Source organism: Bradyrhizobium yuanmingense (assembly GCF_900094575.1).
Taxonomy (GTDB): Bacteria; Pseudomonadota; Alphaproteobacteria; order Rhizobiales; family Xanthobacteraceae; genus Bradyrhizobium; species Bradyrhizobium yuanmingense.
On the sequence record NZ_FMAE01000001.1, the window covers coordinates 909648 to 932251 of the forward strand.

The window sequence follows — 22604 nt, forward strand, 5'->3', positions numbered from 1 at the left end:
TTACCATTCGCCTCCCATCCGCCTCAACCGGCCTGCTTCACGCGCATGTACCATTCGACGAGCCGGCGAACCTGACGTTCGGTATAGCCGCGCTCCACCATGCGTGCGACGAACTCGCCGTGCTTCTTCTCCGTCTCGCCGTCCTTCTTCGAACCGAAGGAGATGACCGGAAGCAGGTCCTCGACCTGGGAGAATATCCGCTTTTCGATCACATCGCGAATCTTCTCGTAGGAGGTCCAGGTCGGGTTTTTGCCGCCGTTCTGGGCCCGGGAGCGTAACGAGAATTTGACGACCTCGTTGCGGAAGTCCTTGGGGTTGGCGATGCCCGCCGGCTTCTCGATTTTCGTCAGCTCCTGGTTCAAAAGCTCGCGATCGAGCAGCTGGCCGGTATCGGGATCCTTGAAGTCCTGGTCCTCGATCCAGGCGTCGGCATAGTCGACGTAGCGATCGAACAGGTTCTGCCCATAATCCGAGTAGGATTCGAGATAAGCCTTCTGGATCTCGTTGCCGATGAACTCGGCGTAGCGCGGCGCGAGCTCGGCCTTGATGAACTCGAGATAGCGTTTCTCGGTCTCCTCAGGCAGCTGCTCGCGGCGGATCGCCTGCTCCAACGCGTACATCAGATGCACGGCGTCGGCAGCCACCTCCTGCGGATCGTGGTTGAACGTCGCAGCCAGGATCTTGAAGGCGAATCGGGTCGAGGCGCCATCCATGCCCTCGTCGACACCGGCGGCGTCGCGATATTCTTGGACGCTGCGCGCCTTCGGATCGGATTCCTTCAGGCTCTCGCCGTCGTAGACCCGCATCTTGGCGAACAGGGTGGAGTTCTCGTGCTTGCGCAGGCGCGACATCACCGAGAACCGCGCCAACGTCTCCAGCGTCGACGGCGCGCAAGGAGCCGAGGCGAGCTCGGAGCCCTGGATCAGCTTCTCGTAGATCTTCTGCTCCTCGGTGACCCTGAGGCAGTAGGGCACCTTGATGACGCAGATGCGGTCGATGAAGGCTTCGTTGTTCTTGTTGGCCTTGAAGCTCGCCCACTCGGCTTCGTTCGAGTGCGCCAGGATGATGCCGGTGAACGGGATCGCGCCGATATTCTCGGTGCCGATATAATTGCCTTCCTGGGTTGCGGTCAGCAACGGGTGCAGCATCTTGATCGGCGCCTTGAACATCTCGACGAACTCGAGCACGCCCTGATTGGCGCGGTTGAGGCCGCCGGAATAGCTGTAGGCGTCGGGATCGTTCTGGGCGTAGGTCTCGAGCTTGCGGATGTCGACCTTGCCGACCAGCGAGGAGATGTCCTGGTTGTTCTCGTCACCGGGCTCGGTCTTGGCGATCGCGATCTGGCGCAGCCGCGACGGCTGGATCTTGGCGACCCGAAACTGGGAAATGTCGCCGCCGAACGCTTCCAGCCGCTTGTAGCACCACGGGCTCATCAGGCCGGTGAGGCGACGGCGCGGAATGCCGTACTTCTCCTCCAGCATCGGACCGAGCTGATCGGGATCGAACAGGCTGAGCGGGCTCTCGAACACGGGCGAGAGCTCGTCGCCGGCCTTGAGCACGTAGATCGGCTGCACTTCCATCAGCGACTTGAGCCGCTCGGCGAGCGAGGACTTGCCGCCGCCGACCGGGCCGAGCAAATAGAGGATCTGCTTGCGCTCTTCGAGACCTTGCGCCGCATGGCGGAAGAAACCGACGATGCGCTCGATGGTTTCTTCCATGCCGTAGAAGCCGGCGAAGGCTGGATAGGTGCGGATGGTGCGGTTCAAAAAAATACGGCCAAGGCGAGGGTCCTTGGCCGTGTCAATCGTCTGAGGCTCACCGATCGCCGCTAGCAGTCGTTCAGCCGCGTTCGCGTATTTCATGGGATCGCTTCGACACGATTCCAGATATTCCGCCATCGACATGTCGTGCTGGCTTCTCGCCTCGAACGACCGAGCGAAAGCGTTGAATAGAGAATCGTTGTACATGATCCCTCTCCGCGTGAGTTCCGCTACAAGCTGAAACGAAAGCAGTTACCGGACCGTTCCTCAGGCCGTTTCGAATCAGCGTGAGCACATGACAATCATTGGACACCCTGGTGCCAACTCGACGCAACGCACAACGTAGGCACTCCATGAGTTACGAACAGGCACCTGCCTGTTATTTGTGCGAATCTCTGTCTATTCTGGCTCATTTCCAGAAAATGTCACTCGGTCGCCACATCCGGGCGTTCCCGGGGATGGCCCCATCCGGCGGTGCAGCATAGCGATCGGGGAGCGGCGATCTTATGACGCTTGTACGGCGAAGCCTTGCGGTCCCCGTTCATCTTCCTGCTGCAATGCGGTGTGCTGGCAGCCTGTACGTCGCGGCAACGCGCAGCACCGTGTCACAGTCGCTGCCAGGCCAGGCCCACCCCGACGGATGACAACGCGATCGTTCTGCGCGTAGCGCCGGCTCGGGATGCTGCGGAGCTCTTCGCATGTCCGGTGTCGGCCTCAGCACGATCATTTCGTGACCGCGGCAATCTTCGAGCAAGATCTCCGCCATCGAACCCCGTGGCAGAAATTCAATGTCGATGCGGAGATCGCGGATGCGTAGGAGTGGATGACGACGACATGCCCGTTGGGGCAGCGAAGCGCTCAGATCGGCCGGATGGCGAACGACCTTTACGCAACAGTGAGCGTGACCGCGGGGATCGCCATGATCGCGACGGAGTTACACTGGAGGGTATGACTCCCGCACCCTTGATTGGTTCCCTCCCGGGTGCATGTAGGCTAGAGGATAGCGCGTCAGGACCTTCGCGAAAACCCCTCGTCCGCAGGCTTGGAGATAAATAGGCATCATGAATCCCGTCAAAGAACTGGAAAAGCACGGACAGGCGGTCTGGCTCGACTTCCTGGCCCGCGGTTTCATCGCCAAGGGCGACCTGAAGCGGCTGATCGACACCGACGGCGTCAAGGGCGTCACCTCCAACCCGTCGATCTTCGAGAAGGCGATCGGCAGCTCGGACGAATATGACGCTCCGATCGGCAAGGCGCTGAAGCGCGGCGACCGCAATGTGGCCGACCTGTTCGAGGCCGTCGCGATCGAGGACATCCAGAACGCCGCCGACGTGCTGCGCCCGGTCTATGACCGCCTCAAGGGCGGCGACGGCTATGTCAGCCTGGAGGTCTCCCCCTATCTCGCAATGGACACATCAGGCACGGTCGCGGAGGCGCGGCGGCTCTGGAAGGACGTCGGTCGCAAGAACCTGATGGTGAAGGTGCCGGCGACGCCGGAGGGCCTGCCGGCGATCGAGCAGCTGATCAGCGAGGGCATCAGCATCAATATCACGCTGCTGTTCTCCAAGGCCGTCTATCTCGAGGTGGCCGAGGCCTACATCGCCGGTCTGGAGACCTACGTCGCCGGCGGCGGCGATCCGTCGCATGTGGCCAGCGTCGCCAGCTTCTTCGTCAGCCGGATCGATTCGGTGGTCGACAAGCAGCTGGACGAGAAGATCGCCCGCGCCAACGATCCGTCCGAGAAGGAACGTCTCGCCGCGCTCAAGGGCAAGGTGGCGATCGCCAACGCCAAGCTCGCCTATCAGGACTACAAGCGCCTGTTCGCAGGCCCGCGCTGGGAGAAGCTCGCCGCCAAGGGCGCCAAGCCGCAGCGCATGCTGTGGGCCTCCACCGGCACCAAGAACAAGGACTACAGCGACGTCCTCTATGTCGAGGAGCTGATCGGCCCCGACACCATCAACACCGTGCCGCCGGCAACGCTGGATGCGTTCCGCGACCACGGCAAGCCGCGCGACAGCCTGGAGGAGAACGTCGAGGACGCGAAGCGCGTGCTGGAGGAGCTGGAGCGCTCCGGCATCTCGCTCGATGCGATTGCCGAGGAGCTGGTCAAGGACGGCGTCAAGCTGTTTGCGGATGCCGCCGACAAGCTCTACGGCGCCGTCGCCCACAAGCGCGCCGTCGTGCTCGGGCCCGCACTCGACCGCCAGCAGCTCTCGCTGGGCGACGGGCTCGGCAAGGCGCTGGCCAAGACCACTGAGGAATGGCGGGCGTCGGCCAAGATCCGCAGGCTGTGGCAGCGCGACAAGTCGGTCTGGACCAGTGCGGACGAGGACAAATGGCTGGGCTGGCTCGACAGCCCGCACCAGGCCGACATTGCCGATTACGAGGACTATGCGGGCCGCGTGAAGGGCCAGAAATTCTCCGACGCCGTCGTGCTCGGCATGGGCGGTTCCAGCCTCGGCCCCGAGGTGCTGGCGGAGACCTTCGGCAAGAAGCCCGGCTTCCCCAAGCTGCACGTGCTCGACTCCACCGATCCGGCACAAGTGCGGGCGATGGAGGCGAAGATCGACATCGCCAACACCGTCTTCATCGTCTCCAGCAAGTCCGGCGGCACCACCGAGCCGAACGCGATGAAGGACTATTTCCACAAGCAGGTTGCCAAGGCGGTGGGTGCAAAGGTGAAGACCGGCCATCGCTTCATCGCGGTGACCGACCCCGGCTCGTCGCTGGAGAAGGCGGCGAAGAGCCTTCATTACGCCCGCATCTTCCATGGCGAGCCCTCGATCGGCGGACGCTATTCGGTGCTCTCGCCCTTCGGCTTGGTGCCGGCGGCAACCGCGGGCATCGACGTCAAGAGCTTCGTCAAGCATGCGCTGGCGATGGCCCGCTCCTGTGGCCCCGATGTGCCGCCGTCCGAAAACCCGGGCGTGCAGCTCGGCCTTGCCATGGGTCTCGCCGGGCTCGAAGGCCGCGACAAGGTGACGATCCTGGCGTCGAAGAAGATCGCCGATTTCGGCGCCTGGGCCGAGCAGCTGATCGCGGAATCGACCGGCAAGGAGGGCAAGGGCCTGATCCCGATCGAGGGCGAGCCGCTGGGCGATCCCTCCGTCTACGGCAACGACCGCTTCTTCATCGACATCCGCGTTGAAGGCGAAGCGGACGCCGCACACGATTCCCAGCTTGCCGCGATCGAGGCGGCGGGTCACCCCGTGGTGCGCATCGTCATGAAGTCGATCGAGCATCTCGGCCAGGAATTCTTCCGCTTCGAGATGGCAACCGCCGTGGCCGGCAGCATTCTCGGCATCAACCCGTTCGACCAGCCGGACGTCGAAGCAGCCAAGATCAAGACCCGCGAGCTCACCGCCGCGTTCGAGAAGGCCGGCAAGCTGCCGGCGGAAGAGCCGGTGGTCAGCACCAAGGAAGCCGATCTCTACACCGACGAGGCCAACGCCACGGCGCTACGCGCCGCCGGCGCCAATGGCGATCTCGGCTCCTGGCTGAAGGCACATCTGTCGCGATCCAACGACGGAGACTACGTCGCCCTGCTCGGCTACATCGCGCGCGACAAGGCCACGATCGACGCGCTTCAGGCCATGCGCCTCGAGGTGCGCGAGAAGCGGCATGTCGCGACCTGCGCCGAGTTCGGCCCGCGCTTCTTGCACTCGACGGGACAGGCCTACAAGGGCGGGCCCGACAGCGGCGTCTTCCTCCAGATCACCGCCGATGACGCCAAGGACCTGCCTGTGCCGGGCCAGAAGGCGAGCTTCGGCGTGATCAAGGCGGCGCAGGCGCGCGGCGATTTCGACGTGCTGACGGAACGCGGCCGGCGTGCGCTGCGGGTGCACCTGAAGGGTGGGCTCAAGAAAGGCCTCGCCGCGCTCAATGCAGCGCTCAACGACGCGCTGAACTAAAGGAATAATGCAGATGCAACTCGGCATGATCGGCCTCGGCCGAATGGGCGGCAACATCGTTCGCCGCCTGATGCGCCACGGGCATTCGACGGTGGTCTACGACAAGGACGCCAAGGCCGTCGCCGGTCTTGCCGCCGACGGCGCGGTCGGCTCGGCGACGCTGGAAGAGTTCGTCGCCAAGCTCGAGCGGCCGCGCACGGCCTGGGTGATGCTGCCGGCAGGACGCATCACCGAGACCACAATCGAGACGATCGCCGCCGTGATGCAGGAAGGCGACGTCATCATCGACGGCGGCAACACCTTCTGGCAGGACGACGTCCGCCGCGGCAAGGCGCTGAAGGCGCGCGGCATCCATTATGTCGATGTCGGCACGTCAGGCGGCGTCTGGGGGCTCGACCGCGGTTACTGCATGATGATCGGCGGCGAGAAGCAGGTGGTCGACCGGCTCGATCCGATCTTCGCGGCGCTCGCGCCGGGCGCCGGCGACATTCCGCGCACGCCGGGGCGCCAGGGCCGCGATCCCCGCGTCGAGCAAGGCTACATCCACGCCGGGCCCGTCGGCGCAGGCCATTTCGTCAAGATGATCCACAACGGCATCGAGTACGGCCTGATGCAGGCCTATGCCGAAGGTTTCGACATCCTCAGGAATGCCAATATCGAGGCTTTGCCGGCAGATCATCGCTACGATTTCGATCTCGCCGACATCGCTGAAGTGTGGCGGCGTGGCAGCGTGATTCCGTCCTGGCTGCTCGACCTCACCTCGACCGCCCTCGCCGACAGTCCGCAACTGTCGGAATATTCCGGCTTCGTGGAGGATTCCGGCGAAGGCCGCTGGACCGTGAATGCGGCGGTCGACGAGGCCGTGCCGGCCGAGGTTTTGACCGCGGCGCTCTACACACGTTTCCGGTCCCGCAAAGAACACACCTTCGCCGAAAAAATTCTTTCGGCGATGCGTGCAGGGTTCGGCGGGCACAAGGAGCCGACGCAGCCGGGCGCGGCGAAGCCGAAGTAACGCGTAAACCAAGCGAAGGCCGACCAACCGTGACAAAAGACCCGCAGCCAAAGCGCAAGCCGGACAATTGCGCCTTCGTCATCTTCGGCGTCACCGGCGATCTCACCCATCGCCTGGTGATGCCCTCGCTCTACAACCTGGCCGCCGAGCATCTTCTGCCGGAGAAATTCTGCGTCGTCGGCGTCGCCCGCAGGGGCCAGTCGGATGAGGAGCTTCGCGACAGCCTGCTGAAGGGCTTGCGGCAATTCGCGACGCGCCCGGTGGACGACGACATCGCGACGAGGCTTTTGGAATGCGTGACCTTCGTCGAGGCCGACGCAAAGGATCCGCCCTCCTTCGACCGCCTGCGCCAGCATCTGGATTCGCTGGAATGCGCGCAGGACACCGGCGGCAACCGGCTGTTCTATCTGGCAACGCCGCCGGCCGCGTTCGCGCCGACCGCGCGGGAGCTCGGCCGCACCGGCATGATGAGGGAGAACGGCGCCTGGCGGCGGCTCGTGATCGAAAAGCCGTTCGGCACCGATCTGGCCTCGGCCCGCGCGCTGAATGCCGAACTCTTGAAGATCATGGACGAGCACCAGATCTACCGGATTGATCATTATCTCGGCAAGGAAACGGTGCAGAACATCCTGGTGCTGCGCTTTGCCAACGGCATGTTCGAGCCCATCTGGAATCGCAACCACATCGACCACATCCAGATCACCGTGGAAGAGAAGCTCGGGGTCGGCCACCGCGGCGGCTTCTATGATGCCACCGGCGCGCTGCGCGACATGGTGCCGAACCACCTGTTCCAGCTGATGTCGCTGGTCGCGATGGAGCCTCCCGCCCGCTTCGACGCACATTCCGTACGCTCCGAGAAGGCGGACGTGCTGACATCGATCCAGCTGCCCAGCCGGGAGGACGCACTGAAGAATTCGGTGCGCGCGCAATATCTCGCGGGCCGCAGCGGCGACGACGAGATCACGGACTATCGCAAGACCGCGGACGTCAAGCCCGACAGCACCACCGAGACCTTTGTCGCGCTCAAGCTGATGATCGACAATTGGCGCTGGGCAGGCGTGCCGTTCTACTTGCGCACCGGCAAGGCGCTCGGCCACAAGCGCACCGAAGTCGCGATCAAGTTCAAGCAGGCCCCGCTGTCGATGTTCTCAGGGACGGACGTCGACCGCCTGTCGCAGAACTTCCTCACCATCGGCATCGCGCCGACTGAGACCATCGAGCTGCAGTTCAACGCCAAGATCCCGGGGCCGAGCATCACCATCGACGGCGTCGAGATGAAGTTCCGCTATGGCGACTATTTCCGCGCCGATCCCTCGACCGGCTATGAGACGCTGATCTACGACTGCATGATCGGCGACAACATCCTGTTCCAGCGCGCCGACGGCATCGAGGCCGGCTGGCAGGCCGTGCAGCCGTTCCTGGACGCCTGGAAGAGCGCGGGCAGCAACGGCATCGAAACCTATGAAGCCGGCAGCGAAGGCCCTGCCTGCGCCGACGAGTTGCTCCGGCGCGACGGGCGAAGCTGGCGGAAGTTCTCGTGATGGCTCAGGCCGAGCAGCCGAAGCTGATCGTCGAGGCCGATGCCGAAGCTCTCGCCCGCGCCGCGGCCGAACGCGTGCTGGCGCGGATCGCGGCCAATCCCGGCCGGATTGCAATCTGCCTCACCGGCGGCTCCAGCCCGAGGACGCTGTATCAGTTGCTCAGCAGCGAGGCCTGGCGCGGCAGGATTCCGTGGGAGCGCGTGCACTGGTTCATCGGCGACGAGCGTTTCGTGCCCGACAGCGATCCCCTCAACAACATGGCGGTCGCCCGCGCGACCTTTCTCGATCGCCACGCGCCCGCCGGCCATATTCACCCGATCCCGACCACAGCCGACAATCCCGATGCCGCTGCGGAAGCCTATGCGCGTGAGCTGCAGGCCTTCTATGGCGGAGACCAGCTCGATCCCGCACGTCCGCTGTTCGATCTCGTCCTGATGGGCGCAGGACCGGACGGCCACACCGCCTCGCTGTTTCCCGGTTACCCCGAGATCGAGGAGACCCGACGCTGGGTCGTCGGCGTTCCCAAGGCGAACGTTGCGCCGTTCGTGCCGCGGGTCTCGCTCACCCTGCCCGCTTTGGCCTCCTGCCGCGAGATGCTGTTCGAGATTGCCGGGCACGACAAGCGGCCGATCTTGACGCGCCTCTGCAATGGCGAGAATCTGCCGGCCTTGCGCGCGCGCTCGAACGGCGAGACCGTCTGGCTGGTCGACAAGGCCGCGCTTCCGGAGGACATTCGTGGGCCGCGCTGAAGCACCCTGTGCATTGATCGTGATGGGCGTGTCGGGCTCGGGCAAGAGCACGGTCGCGAAGGCGCTCGGCGAGCGCCTCGGCTGGCGGTTCGAGGACGGCGACAGCTTCCATCCCGCCAGCAATGTCGAGAAGATGCGGGCCGGACATCCCCTCACCGACGAAGACCGCTGGCCCTGGCTGAATGCCATCGCCGACGAAATCGCGCGGGTCTGCGGCCGCGGCGAGCACGTCATCATCGCCTGCTCGGCGCTGAAGCACGCCTATCGAGACGTGCTGCTGCGCGGACGCGATGACGTCCGCTTCGTGTTCCTGAAGGGCACCAAGGAGCTGATCGCCGAACGGCTCGCGCAGCGCAAAGGGCACTTCATGCCGCCCGGACTGCTCGCCAGCCAGTTCGAGACGCTGGAGCCGCCGGAGCCGGGCGAGCACGTCATCACCGTCTCGATCGACGAGACCGTCGAGGCGATCGTAGACGGCATCGTGCGGCAGCTCAAACTGGGCGGCGCAACACCCAAGGTTCTGCCATGACCCAAATCTCACTCGTGGTCTCCGACGTCGACGGCACGCTGCTGACCAAGGACAAGACGCTGACGGAGCGCGCGAAGAACGCCGTGCAGCGGCTGCACCAGGCTGGCATCGGTTTCACCATCACCTCCAGCCGTCCGGCGATCGGCATGCGCTTCTTGATCGAGCCGCTGGCGCTGTGGCTGCCGGTTGGGCCGTTCAACGGCTCCTCGATCGTCGATCCCGAGATGCGGCCGGTCGAGCAGCACCTGATTCCAGCGCGCGCGGCCGAGCGCACCTTGCAGATCCTCCGCGACTACGGCGCCGACGTCTGGCTGTTCACCACCGACAAATGGCTGATCGACAATCCCAGCGGCAGCTACGTCGCGCACGAGCGGCACACGATCCGCTCCGATCCGACGATCGTGACTGACTTCTCGCCCTATCTTGCCAGCGCCTGTAAGATCGTCGGCGCCAGCGCCGACGCCGCCCGGCTCGAGGCGTGCGAGAAGGTGATGCAGGAAGCCCTCGGCAGCGCAGCGACCGCGGTGCGCTCGCAGACCTATTATCTCGACATCACCCCGCCGGGCTTCAACAAGGGCACGTTCGTGCAAGCGATGGCCAGGCGCCTCGGCATCTCGACCGACGCGGTCGCCACCATCGGCGACATGCAGAACGACCTCGCCATGTTCCGCGTCAGCGGCACCTCGATCGCCATGGGCAACGCCGCCGACAACGTCAAGGACGAGGCGACGCACGTCACTGCGACCAACGAGCAGGACGGCTTTGCCGAGGCGATGGAGATGATCTTGACGCGGAATGGGGTGGGCTGAGCGATCGTCCATGCGGTGCGCGACCTTGGAAATTCAACGGCTGACTTTTCTGGATGACGGCGCGCAGCTGTGCCGACAGGCACTGACATCGGATCGATTAGACGAACTCAGGGCAACTCTGCGCCATTTGCCGCCCGATCATGCCGGACTGAGGTTAAGAGGCATCGACGGTCTCGCGCCCTTCCTTGCCGCCAGCGGACATGTCGGAAGCTGTGCTGCGTCGGTGCTTGGGAAGGCATGCCGCCCGGTCAGGGCCATCCTGTTCGACAAGACGGCCGCGACGAACTGGGCCCTCGGCTGGCATCAGGACCGCACCATCGCGGTGAAGGAGCGCATTCTGGTCGATGGCTTCGACATGTGGAGCATCAAGAGCGGCATGCAGCATGTCGAGCCACCCTTTGCGTTGCTGTCAGGCATGGTGACCCTGAGGGTTCATATCGATCCGGTCCCGGCTAGCAATGCGCCGTTGCTGATCGCGCCCGGATCGCACAAGCTTGGACGGATCCCGGAAGACGAGGTGCGGGACGTCGTTCGACGTTGCGGCACGGTTGCGTGTCTGGCTGATGCCGGCGACATCTGGCTGTACGCAACGCCGATTCTCCACGCTTCTGACGCCGCCACCTCCCCAATGCATCGCCGCGTCCTGCAAGTCGACTTTGCCGTCAGCGAGCTTCCGGGCGGTCTGGAGTGGCTTGGGGTCTAAAGCGGAGTGGCTTTAGGTCGAATCGATTGCCGCGGCTCGTTCACCTCTCCCCCTTGCGGGAGAGGTCGGCGCGTAGCGGCGGGTGAGGGTTCTCTCCTCTTGGGGGTTCGCCCAGCGGAGACACCCTCTCCCCAACCCTCTCCCGCAAGCGGGAGAGGGAGCGCACCGTGCTCGTGGCGGCAAAAGCGCCTGACGGCGCTTCCTACTACTTCGACCGCTGCACTGCCGGCTTCTCGCTGCCCTGCCTTGCCGCCGATAAATTGTGCGCCGTGTTGATCAGCGCGATGTGGGTCAGCGCCTGCGGGAAATTGCCGGTCTGGCGGCGGGCCACGGAATCGTATTCTTCGGCCAGTAGCCCGACGTCGTTGGCGATGCCGACCACGCGGTCAAGCAGAACTTGCGCCTTGTCGAGATCGCCCGACAGCACGTAGGCATCGGCGAGCCATAGCGTGCACGCCAGGAAGGCGCCTTCGAGCGGCGGCTGGTCCGGGGGCAGCTCGCGCGGGTCGTGCCGCAGCACGAAACCGTCGCGCATCAGGCATTTTTCGGCCGCGGCGATGGTGCCGCGGATGCGCGGGTCGTCCGCCGGCAGGAACCCGACGGCGGGCAGCAGCAGCACGCTGGCGTCGAGCATCTTCGAGCCGTAGGATTCGACGAACGAATTCTCCTCCGCATCGAATCCCCTGTTGCAGACATCGCGATGGATGGCCTCGCGTAGCGCGCGCCAGTGCAGCAGCGGCGCCTTGAAGCCGAAGGTCTCGGCGCTCTTGATGCCGCGGTCGAAGGCGACCCAGGTCATCACCTTGGAAAACACATAGTGCTTGGGCTGGCCGCGCCGCTCCCAGATGCCGTGGTCGGGCCGGTCCCAGACTTCGGCCAGATGATTGAGCACGGCGCATTCCAGCGCCCAGGTCGTCTCGTCGTCGAGCTTGAGCCTCGCCATGCGCGACTGGTGGAAGGCGTCGATCAACTCGCCGTAGACATCGAGCTGGAGCTGCGCGTGGGCGGCATTGCCGACGCGCACCGGCTGCGCACCCTCATAACCGTCGAGCCAGCCCGCCTCCCATTCCAGGAGGCGCCGCTGGCCCCAGATGCCGTACATGATCTGCATGTTCGCCGGGGAGCCGGCGGCCGCGCGCAGCAGCCAATTGTGCCAGGCCAGGGCTTCCTCGGTGTAACCCGAGTTCATCAGCGCCAGCAGCGTGAAGGTGGCATCGCGCAGCCAGCAGAAGCGATAGTCCCAGTTCCTGCTGCCTCCGAGCTTCTCCGGCAAGGAGGTGGTGGGTGCCGCGACGATGCCGCCGGTCGGCGCGAAGGTCAGCGCCTTCAGCGTGATCAGCGAGCGCAGGACCAGCTCCTGATAGTCGCCGTCACGGGTGCAATGGCCGCACCAGTCCTCCCAGAATTTTTCGGTCTCCTGGAGCGCCAGCTCCGCATCGATCGGCGCAGGCGGGGCGAGATGCGAGGGACCGTAAGTCAGCACGAATGGCACGGTCTCGCCTTCCTTCACCTCGAAGTCCGAGACGGTGGTCAGATCCTCGCCGCGGGTCTCGACCGGCGTGCGCAGCACCGTCATGTCCTGGCCGGCGATGGCCATCAAGGAATGGTCGATCCGCCGCACCCAGGGAATATCCGCGCCGAAGCCGAAGCGGATGACGAGCTCCATCCGCATCTTCACGGTGCCACGGATGCCGCGGACCAGCCGCACGATGTCGGACGCCTTGCCGCGCAGCGGCATGAAATCGATCAGCGCGACGGTGCCGTTCTTCGTCTCGAACCGCGTTTCGAGGATGAGGGTGTTGCCGAGATAGCGCCGCGAGATGGAGGTTGCGCCCTCGCTCGGCGCGATCAGCCAGCGGCCGTTTTTGTGCGTACCGAGGATGGCGGCAAAGCATGCGTCGGAATCGAAGGCCGGCCAGCACAGCCAGTCGATCGAGCCGTTGCGCCCGACCAGCGCCGCGGTCTCGCAATCGCCGATCAGCGCATAGTCCTCGATCCTCTGAGCCAATGTCGTGCGAGCCTGGCAAGTCCCGGCGGCTCAATTCCCGCCGGGCAATGAACGTTCCCGTGTCGCAGCCTTCAAAGCTGCGAGATCGATCTTGGACGCGATCTTGTCGAGCGCGACCGGCAGGCGCTGGCGCCAGTTCGGATGCTCGTCGATCGTGCCGGGAATGTTGGGCTGGTCGATCACGCCGAGCAGATCCTCCATCGACACCGCGAGCAGCCGCGACGGCGTGCGCGACAGGAAGGCCAGCACAGAGTAGAGATCATTGGCGCTGATGCCGTTCTGGCGCAGGATCTCGTCGAGCCTGCCCAGCGCATCCCAGCGCGCCTGGTCGTTCTCGCCGGGATCGAGCCCGAGCGAGCGCTTCATCTTGAGATCGCTGAAGGAGCGCCAGCCGGCATAGGTCGACAGGTCATGCGTGTTCAGCGTCACCAGCGCATTGGGCCGGTAATGGTCGACATTGCGGAAATGCCCGGCATCGTCGCGCTCGAACATCATGACGAGATAGGACCAGATGCCGAAATCCTGCATCATCTCGCGAAAGCCTTCCGGCACGGTGCCGAGATCCTCGCCGATCACAATGCATTTATAGGCCGCGCTCTCGCGCGCTACGGCGGCCAGCAGTGCCTCGAACGGCATCTGCACATAGGCGCCGTTGTCGGGCTTGAAGCCGCGCGGCACGAGATAGAGCCGTTTCAGGCCGAGCACGTGATCGAGCCTGATGGCGCCGGCATGGCGCATCGACGCCGCGAGCATGTCGGCGAACGGGACGAAGGATTGCGCTTCCAGCCCACCGGCATTGAAGCCGGCAAGGCCCCAATCCTGGCCGATCGTGTTGAGCACGTCGGGCGGCGCACCGACCGCGAGATGACGCGAGATCGCCGTCTGCTCGTTCCAGGCATCGAAGCCGTTGGACTGCACGCCGACGGCGACGTCGAGATAGAGCCCGACCCGCATGCCGAGCTGGCTGGCCAGCTCCTTGGCCGCATGCAGCTGGCTGTCGGCGGTCCATTGCGCGAATTCGACGAACTCGACCTCGCGCTTGTCGGGACCATTGCGCAGCTCGGCGCATTTCGCCTCGTCCGGCCGCTGCCATTCTTGCGGCCATTCCCACCAAGGTCCGGTGAAACGATGCCGCAGCACCTCGAAACAGGCAAAGCGGGACAACAGCGGCGCGCGCTCCGCACGGAAGGCGTCAAACGCCCTGCGACGCGCCTCGCTCGCGCTTGTCACGAAGCTGTTAAAGGCGGCGCGCAGGCCCAGCCATTTCAGCGCCGCCATGTCGGTATAAGGGACGCGGTCGCCCTCGCGCAGACGGGCGGCCGTTGCGGCCGCGTCGGGCACGAGGTCGGCCGAAAATTCAGGGATCGCCTCGACGTCGATATAGAGCGGGTTGAGGAAAAGCCGGCTGTTCGGCGAATAGGGGCTGCAATCGGCCGGGTGATCGTCGAACAGGACATGCAGCGGATTGAGCCCGACGCCGTCGGCCCCGAGCTGCTTGGCGAGCCGGACCAGGCCCGCGAGATCGGTGAAATCGCCGATGCCCCAATTGCGGTCGGAGCGGACGCTGTAGAGCTGCACGGCGAGCAGCCAGCCGCGGTCGAAATCGCCGCCGAAACAGCGCTCGGGCGCCACGATCATCGGCACGTCTTCGCTCGCACCTTCGGCATCGGTCAGCGTCAGGCGGTGATACCCGAGCGCCAGGCCCGCCGGCCAGGCGATCACCGGCTCCCGCGTCTCGCCTGCCGCGATCACATTGCCGTTGCCGGCGATTTTCCATTGCAGCGGCGGCGCGCCAACCGACGCCAATTCCGTGCGCGGGCGTCCGAGCGCACGGACCACGACCGGCCCGCTGACGAAGCGATAGACCCGCTTCTCCGGCAGGGCGTCGAGGATGGATTTGAGGGCCTCGGGCGCGGTGACCCGCAGCTTGCCGAGGGCATCGATGAATTCGGATTGAACGCCCTTGATCCGGGCTTGAGCTAAAAGATCCATTCGGCACGCAGCTTGCAGGCCATGGTTTGGCCAGGGGCATCGATTTTAACGAGATCACGGAAGAGGTTAGTCAGGGGTAACTCGCAAACTGCGCTTGCCGTTCCCAAGGGAACCAATGACACACAAGCGGCTTTCTATCATGGTACCAAGCGTGGGTTCCCGACAAGGGAAACGGGCTCCTGCTTTCTTGTCAATGGCATCACCGTGAACAAGACAATTCAAACTGTCGAGAGTGCCGCGGCCGGCAGCGCTTTCCTGATCGAGGACGTCTATCCCGCGATCGACGGCGGCCGTTTCGCCGTGAAGCGGATCGCGGGCGAGCCGGTCGAGGTCTGGGCCGACATCTACCGCGATGGCGAGGCAGTGATCTCAGCCGCGCTGATCTGGCGAGGAGAGCAGGAGCGCGAATGGCGGAGCGAGCCGATGACCCATCACGGCAATGACCGCTGGTCCGGCGCGTTCACGCCCCCCGAGCCCGGCCAATATGTCTACGCGATCGAAGCCTGGACCGACGAGTTCGCCACGTGGTCGCACGCCGCCGCGCGAAAGCGGCGCACCGGGGCCGATGTCAGCCTCGATGCGATCGAGGGCGCCGGGCTTTTGACCAAGGCGCATGGCGCGCGGCAGGACGCCGCAGCTATCATCATCAGGCAGTGCGAAGATTACCTGAGGAACGGCGACATCACCTCGCTGCTCGCGACCGAGCTCGGCGAAGCCATGGCCGAGAGCCAGTCGCGGCCGGACCTGACGCGTTCGCCATTCTTCCCGCTGACTGCCGACCGCGACAAGGCCCGCTTCAGCACCTGGTATCAGATGATGCCGCGCAGCCAGAGCGCATTGCCGGGCCGGCATGGCACGCTGCGCGACTGCATCGCGCGCGTGCCTGACATCGCCGCGATGGGCTTCGACGTGCTCTACTTCACGCCGATCCACCCGATCGGCAAGACCAGCCGCAAGGGCCGCAACAATGCGCCGGTGGCCCGTGAAGGTGATCCCGGCTCGCCCTATGCGATCGGCTCGGCCGAGGGCGGCCACGATGCGCTGCATCCGGAGCTCGGCACGATCGAGGACTTCCGCGCGTTGGTCGCCACATGTCTTGAATATGGGCTCGAGCTTGCGCTGGACTTCGCGGTGCAGTGCTCGCCGGATCATCCCTGGCTGACGCAGCATCCGGAATGGTTCAAATGGCGGCCCGACCGCTCGGTGAAGACGGCGGACGGCCCCTATTCCGACATCGTTATCCCCGACTTCAATTCGGTCGATCGCGTCGGGCTGTGGAATGCGTTTCGCGACGCCATGCTGTTCTGGATCGACAAGGGTGTAACCATCTTCGCCATCGACAATCACGACACCGCGCCGCTCGCGTTCTGGGAGTGGCTGATCCGCGACATAAGCCGCCGTCATCCCGACGTGATCCTGTTCTCCAAGACCTATGCACGGCCAAAGCTGATGAAGGGCCTCGCCAAGCTCGGCTTTTCGCAGTCCTTCACATACTTTCCCTGGCGCACGGAAAAGTGGGAGCTGGAGCAATATCTCGGCGAGCTGACGCGCTATCCCGAACCCGATTTCTACCGTCCGAACATGTTCGTCAACACGCCTGACCTGTTGCCCTTTCACCTGCAGAGCGGAGAGGCCTGGGCCTTCAAGTCGCGGATCGCACTGGCTGCAACGCTCTCGGGCAATTACGGCATCTACAGCGGATTCGAGCTGCTGGAGCATGAGGCCATTCCCGGCCGCGAAGAATATCTGGATTCCGAGAAGTACCAGATCAGGCAGCGGGACTGGGATCGTCCCGGCAACATCAAATCGTACATCGCCGCGCTCAACCGCATCCGCAACGAGAACGCGGCGCTCCAGCAGACCGCGAATTTGCGCTTTCTCGCCATCGAAGACGGCCAGACGATCGCCTTCGCCAAGGAGGCGGCCGATCCGGCCAACATTGTCGTCGTCGTGATCGCGCTGTCGCGCCGTGAGCGAGAATGCTGGCTGCCGCTCGGCGATCTCACCGTTGACGCCGGCGGGCTGCGTCACCATGTGACGGCACTCGAAAACCTCCTCACCGGCGAACAGTCCCGCATCGAATGGGGCGGCATCAAGTTGCGTATCGATCCCGACCGCGATCCGGCACTTCTGTTCCGCTGCCTGGCGTAAGGGGTCACGCCATGAATGTTCTGTCTTCCGTCGATACCAAGAAGGCTGAGGCTGCCGAGGTCGTAGATGAGCTCTGGTATAAGGACGCCATCATCTACCAGCTCCACGTCAAAGCCTTCGCCGACAGCAACAATGACGGCGTCGGCGACTTCGCCGGGCTGACCGAGCGACTGCCCTATCTGCAGGAGCTCGGCGTCACCGCGCTGTGGCTGCTGCCGTTCTACCCTTCGCCCGGCCGCGACGACGGCTACGACATCGCCGATTACGGCGCGGTCAATCCCGATTTCGGGACGATGAAGGACTTCAAGCGGTTCATCCAGGAAGCGCAGAAGCGGGGCTTGCGCGTCATCACCGAGCTCGTGGTCAACCACACCTCGGACCAGCACAAATGGTTCAAGCGCGCGCGCCGCAGCCATCCGGGCTCGAGCGCGCGCAACTGGTACGTCTGGAGCGACACGGACCAGAAGTACCAGGGCACGCGCATCATCTTCACCGACACGGAGAAGTCGAACTGGACCTGGGATCCGGAGGCCGGCGCGTTCTACTGGCACCGCTTCTTCTCGCACCAGCCGGACCTCAATTTCGACAATCCGCGCGTGGTCAGTGCCATCATCCAGGTGATGAAGCGCTGGCTCGATGCCGGTGTCGACGGCTTCCGGTTAGATGCGATTCCCTATCTGTGCGAGCGCGAGGGCACCTCGAACGAAAACCTGCCCGAGACGCATGCGATCATCAAGCGCCTGCGCCAGGAGCTGGACGCGTATTCCAAGGGCAAGCTGCTGCTGGCCGAGGCCAATCAATGGCCGGAGGACGTGCAGGAATATTTCGGCCGTGGCGACGAGTGCCACATGGCCTATCACTTCCCGCTGATGCCGCGCATCTACATGGCGATCGCCCAGGAAGACCGCTTCCCGATCACCGACATCCTGCGCCAGACGCCGGATATCCCGGCGAGCTGCCAATGGGCGCTGTTCCTGCGCAATCACGACGAGCTCACGCTGGAGATGGTCACCGACGTCGAGCGCGACTATCTCTGGACCACCTACGCCAACGATCCCCGCGCGCGCATCAATGTCGGCATCCGCCGGCGCCTTGCGCCGCTGATGGACAACGACCGGCGCAAGATCGAGCTGATGAACTCGCTCCTGCTGTCCTTCCCGGGCACGCCGATCATCTATTACGGCGACGAGATCGGGATGGGCGACAACATCTATCTCGGCGACCGCAACGGCGTCCGCACGCCGATGCAGTGGAGCCCGGACCGCAACGGCGGCTTCTCGCGCTGCGACCCCGCCCGCCTCTACGCGCCGCTGATCATGGATCCCGTTTACGGCTATGAATCCGTCAACGTGGAGGCGCAGTCGCGCAGCCTGTCCTCGCTGCTCAGCGCCACCAAGCGGCTGATCTCGGTGCGGAAGTCGACGCTCGCCTTCGGCCGCGGCACCATGACCTTCATCCGCCCGGCCAACCGCGCCGTGCTCGCCTATGTCCGCCAATACCGCGACGAGGTGATCCTCTGCGTCGCCAATCTGTCGCGCGCCGCGCAGGCCACCGAGCTCGACCTGTCGCCGTGGAAGGACCGCATCCCGCAGGAGATGCTCGGCCGCACGCGCTTTCCCGCCATCGGCGAATTGCCCTACATGATCACGCTGGGGCCGTACGGCTTCTACTGGTTCCAGCTGCAGGAGCGCGACAAGTCCGAGCCGGTGGTGCCGCGCGCGGTGCCGGAATTCGAGACGCTGGTCGTGCCGGTGAACTCGAACTGGGTCTCGCTCGCCCGCGAGCGCGGCGTGTTCGAGCGCGACGTGCTGCCGGGCTTCCTGTCACGGACGCGCTGGTATCCCGAGAACAATCCCAAGCACATCCGGACCACGCTGACCTCCGCGGTACCGTTCAGCGACATCGGCGACAACAGACCCTGGATCGCGTTCTTCGAGACGACGCGGGACGAGGTGACGACGCGGTACGTGATGCCCATGCAGATCGAATGGGTGCGTTTCGACCGCGAGCGCTTCAACCCGAAGGCGCTCGCCGCCGTCCGCCAGGGCGCACGCGAAGGCACGCTCCTCGACGTCGCGACCGAGCAGATCTTCATCGGTCTGTTCTTACGAGGGCTGTCGCAAAACCTGGTGGTGGACGAGAACAATCTGCGGCTCGAGTTCAAGGCGACCAGCCGTTTCGCCGACTACACCATCAAGGAGCCCGAACGCATCCGCGCCATCGAACAGTCGAACAGTACCGCGCTGGTCGACAACAAGTACGTTGCCAAGATTTATCGGCGGCTGGAGAGCGGCATCAGCCCCGAGATCGAGATCGGCTACTATCTCACCGAGGTCGCCCGCTTTGCCAACACGCCGGCACTGCTCGGCAGCGTCGAGCTGGTCGACGGCAACCAGCGCAGCGCGCTCGGCGTGCTGCATGCCTATGTCGAGAACCAGGGCGACGGCTGGACCGTGACGACCGGATATCTCGACCGCTATATCGACGAGCAGCGCGTGGCGCCCGCCGATGAGATGCCGCGCGAAACCCAGGAGCAGGCGCCCTATCTGCATTTCATCGCGCAGATCGGCCGGCGGCTCGCCGAGCTGCATGTCGCTCTCACCGCGGCAGAGCCCGCCGATCTCGCCCCGGAGCCGATCGACTCCGCCCAGATCAAGGCTGCGCTCTCCGACCTCAAGGCGCGTGCCGAGCGGATTCTCGAGCTGCTTGCCGACAGCCGCGACGGGCTGCGGGAGATGGACCGGCCCCTGATCGACCGGCTCATCGCTGCACGCGCGGACCTGTTCGACCGCCTCAATGCGCTCTTGCCATCCGAGATCGGCGGCTTGAACATCCGTCATCATGGCGACTTCCGGCTCGGGCAAACTCTGATCGTGAAGGACGATATCTTCATCATCGACTTCGACGGCGATCCGCGTGTGCCGCTGGCCAACAAGCGCCGCAAGGCGCCGGCCGCGCGCGACGTCGCCGGCCTGATCCATTCCATCGACCTTTCTGTGAACGTGGCGCTGAGCCGCGCGCTCACGGGTGCTTCCGACGAGCAGGACCGGCTCGCGGCCGCCCTCGACGAATGGCGCGAGCGCGCCACCGCGACCTTCCTGTCCGCCTACCGCGAAGCCATGACCGATCGGAGGCTGTGGCCGGACGATCGGTCCTGCGCGGAAGGCCTGTTGAGATTTTTCCTGCTGGATCGAGCGTTCCACGACGTAGAGTACGAGCTGTCCCGCCGGCCTGAGGGGCTGCATGCGCCGCTGACCGGACTGCTTCGCATTCTGTCAAGTGCCGAGAGCGAAGCCCATGCCTAAACTGCCTGCAGAAGCCTATGCGATCATCGAAGGCCGCCACTCCGACCCCTTCCACTATCTCGGGCTGCATCCCGAGGGCGGAAAGAGCGTTGTCCGCGCGTTTCTGCCCGAGGCCACCAATGTCGAGGCAGTCGGCGACCATGGCGAGGTCGCGCCGCTCGATCGCGTCCACGATTCCGGCCTGTTCATCGGCGCCCTGCCCAACGGCTCGAAGCACTACCAGCTGCGCGCGAAGTTCGGCAACGACGTGGTCGAGTTCGAGGATGCCTACCGTTTTCCGCCGATCCTGACCGATTTCGACCTCTATTTGCTCGGCGAAGGCACCCATCAGCGCCTCTACGACAAGCTCGGCGCGCATCCGATGCGGCTCGAGGGCGTCGACGGCATCGGCTTCGTGGTGCTCGCGCCGAACGCGCGGCGCGTCTCCGTGGTCGGCGACTTCAACTACTGGGACGGGCGACGCCATCCGATGCGGGTGCGCGGCAACGGCTATTGGGAATTGTTCATCCCGCATGCGAAGGCCGGCGATCACTACAAGTTTGAAATCGTCGGACCGCATGGTCATCTGCTGCCGCTGAAATCCGATCCGATGGCATTTGCCAGCGAGCTGCGGCCGAAGACGGCCTCGATCGTGTTCGACGAAGCGCGCCTGCCGCGACCGCGCCCGGCGCCTGAAGGCATCAACGCATTGTCGGCGCCGATGTCGATCTACGAGGTGCATCTCGGCTCGTGGCGGCGCAAGGACAACAATGAATGGCTGACCTATCGCGAGCTGGCCGAGCAGCTGCCGGCCTATGCCCGCGACATGGGCTTCACCCATCTCGAATTCCTGCCCGTGAACGAGCATCCGTTCGATGGCTCCTGGGGCTATCAGCCGACCGGCCTCTATGCGCCGACCAGCCGTTTCGGCGGCCCCGAGGATTTTGCGGCGCTGATCGATGCCTGCCACCGCGAAGGCATCGGGGTGCTGCTCGACTGGGTGCCGGGCCACTTCCCCGACGATCCGCACGGGCTCGGCCATTTCGACGGCACCGCGCTCTATGAGCACGCCAACCCGCTCCAGGGCCGCCACCTCGACTGGGGCACGCTGATCTACAATTACGGCCGCACCGAAGTGACGAACTTCCTGGTGTCGAATGCGCTGTTCTGGATGGAGCGTTACGCCATCGACGGCCTGCGCGTCGATGCGGTCGCGTCCATGCTCTATCTCGACTACAGCCGGCCGCCCGACGCCTGGATCCCGAACCAATATGGCGGGCGGGAGAACATCGAGGCGATCAACTTCCTGCGCCGCTTCAACACGGAAGTGTTCGCCCGCTTCCCGCAGGCAACCACCGCCGCCGAGGAGTCCACCGCCTGGCCCCAAGTCTCGCGCCCGGTCGAGTTCGGCGGGCTCGGCTTCGGCTACAAGTGGAACATGGGCTGGATGCACGACACGCTGAACTACATCAGCAAGGATCCGATCCACCGCAAGCATCACCACGGCGAGATCCTGTTCGGCCTGCATTATGCGTTCTCGGAGAACTTCATCCTGCCGCTGTCGCATGATGAGGTCGTGCACGGCAAGCGCTCGATCCTCGGCCGCATGCCCGGCGACGAGTGGCAGCGCTTTGCCAATTTGCGCGCCTATTACAGCTTCATGTTCGGCCATCCCGGCAAGAAGCTCTTGTTCATGGGCGCCGAGATCGCGCAGAGCCGCGAATGGAATCACGACCAGTCGCTCGACTGGCATCTGCTCGAATACAAGGTCCATTCCGGCGTCCAGGCCTTGATCCGCGACCTCAACCGGCTCTATCGCGCGGTTCCGGCGCTGCACCAGATGGATTGCGAGCAGGCCGGCTTCGAATGGCTGATCACCGATGATGCCAACCGCAACGTCTTCGCCTGGCTGCGCAAGGGATTCGACGAGCACGCGCGGTGTGTCGTCATCATCAACTTCTCGCCTAACGTCTACCAGAACTATCGCGTTCGCGTGCCCTTCGGCGGCAAGTGGAAGGAAGTTCTCAACTCCGATTCCGCCCATTACGGCGGCAGCAATGTCGGCAATGTCGGCGAGGTCCATGCCGAGGGCGGCGAGCTGCGCCTCACCATTCCGCCGCTGGCTGCGATCTTTCTCGTTCCGGAAAGCTGATCG

At 64.6% G+C, this 22604-nt stretch carries 13 protein-coding genes; 10 read left to right on the forward strand and 3 right to left on the reverse strand.

The window, feature by feature from the left end:
* Window positions 1-23 precede the first annotated feature (23 nt).
* Complete coding sequence (locus tag GA0061099_RS04175; protein WP_036007284.1) at window positions 24-1967, reverse strand: PrkA family serine protein kinase; 1944 nt, start codon at window positions 1965-1967, stop codon at window positions 24-26.
* 854 nt (window positions 1968-2821) lie between these two features.
* Between GA0061099_RS04175 and GA0061099_RS04180 the strand changes: the two genes are divergently transcribed.
* From GA0061099_RS04180 to GA0061099_RS04210, 7 genes are read left to right on the forward strand one after another with little or no spacing between them, the layout of a single operon-like run.
* On the forward strand, window positions 2822-5671 hold the full coding sequence (locus GA0061099_RS04180) for a bifunctional transaldolase/phosoglucose isomerase (RefSeq protein WP_036027288.1): 2850 nt from the start codon (window positions 2822-2824) through the stop codon (window positions 5669-5671).
* A 13-nt stretch (window positions 5672-5684) separates the two neighbouring features.
* Window positions 5685-6683: a phosphogluconate dehydrogenase (NAD(+)-dependent, decarboxylating) gene (gene gnd, locus GA0061099_RS04185; protein ID WP_036027327.1), complete on the forward strand. Its 999-nt coding sequence runs from the start codon at window positions 5685-5687 to the stop codon at window positions 6681-6683.
* Between the two features lie 29 nt (window positions 6684-6712).
* The gene (zwf, locus tag GA0061099_RS04190) at window positions 6713-8224 is read left to right on the forward strand and encodes a glucose-6-phosphate dehydrogenase (protein ID WP_036027290.1); all 1512 of its coding nucleotides are present in this window, start codon (window positions 6713-6715) and stop codon (window positions 8222-8224) included.
* Complete coding sequence (gene pgl, locus GA0061099_RS04195; protein ID WP_036027292.1) at window positions 8224-8973, forward strand: 6-phosphogluconolactonase; 750 nt, start codon at window positions 8224-8226, stop codon at window positions 8971-8973. Before zwf ends, pgl begins: the two co-directional genes overlap by 1 nt.
* A gap of 22 nt (window positions 8974-8995) precedes the next feature.
* Window positions 8996-9502, forward strand: a complete 507-nt coding sequence (locus GA0061099_RS04200) for a gluconokinase (RefSeq protein ID WP_050996012.1) — start codon at window positions 8996-8998, stop codon at window positions 9500-9502.
* A complete protein-coding gene (locus GA0061099_RS04205; RefSeq protein WP_036027295.1) occupies window positions 9499-10311 on the forward strand; it encodes a Cof-type HAD-IIB family hydrolase in 813 nt (270 codons plus the stop codon). Before GA0061099_RS04200 ends, GA0061099_RS04205 begins: the two co-directional genes overlap by 4 nt.
* A 25-nt stretch (window positions 10312-10336) precedes the next feature.
* Entirely contained in the window at window positions 10337-11014 is a 678-nt protein-coding gene (locus GA0061099_RS04210) for a phytanoyl-CoA dioxygenase family protein (RefSeq protein WP_081492969.1), read from the forward strand.
* A gap of 205 nt (window positions 11015-11219) precedes the next feature.
* Here the strand turns inward: GA0061099_RS04210 and GA0061099_RS04215 are convergent, their stop codons facing one another.
* Window positions 11220-13022 carry a glycoside hydrolase family 15 protein gene (locus GA0061099_RS04215; RefSeq protein ID WP_036027298.1) on the reverse strand — a complete coding sequence of 601 codons (1803 nt, stop codon included), beginning with the start codon at window positions 13020-13022 and terminating at the stop codon, window positions 11220-11222.
* Between the two features lie 30 nt (window positions 13023-13052).
* The gene (gene malQ / locus GA0061099_RS04220) at window positions 13053-15014 is read right to left on the reverse strand and encodes a 4-alpha-glucanotransferase (protein WP_036027299.1); all 1962 of its coding nucleotides are present in this window, start codon (window positions 15012-15014) and stop codon (window positions 13053-13055) included.
* A 204-nt stretch (window positions 15015-15218) separates the two neighbouring features.
* Between malQ and GA0061099_RS04225 the strand changes: the two genes are divergently transcribed.
* The 3 genes from GA0061099_RS04225 to glgB are packed head-to-tail and all read left to right on the forward strand — an operon-like array spanning window position 15219 to window position 22601.
* Window positions 15219-17165, forward strand: a complete 1947-nt coding sequence (locus tag GA0061099_RS04225; RefSeq protein WP_036027301.1) for a maltotransferase domain-containing protein — start codon at window positions 15219-15221, stop codon at window positions 17163-17165.
* Between the two features lie 11 nt (window positions 17166-17176).
* Window positions 17177-20470 (forward strand): maltose alpha-D-glucosyltransferase, encoded by a 3294-nt coding sequence (treS, locus tag GA0061099_RS04230; protein WP_036027304.1) that lies wholly within the window; start codon window positions 17177-17179, stop codon window positions 20468-20470.
* Window positions 20463-22601, forward strand: a complete 2139-nt coding sequence (gene glgB / locus GA0061099_RS04235; RefSeq protein WP_036027305.1) for a 1,4-alpha-glucan branching protein GlgB — start codon at window positions 20463-20465, stop codon at window positions 22599-22601. Before treS ends, glgB begins: the two co-directional genes overlap by 8 nt.
* Window positions 22602-22604: the final 3 nt, after the last annotated feature.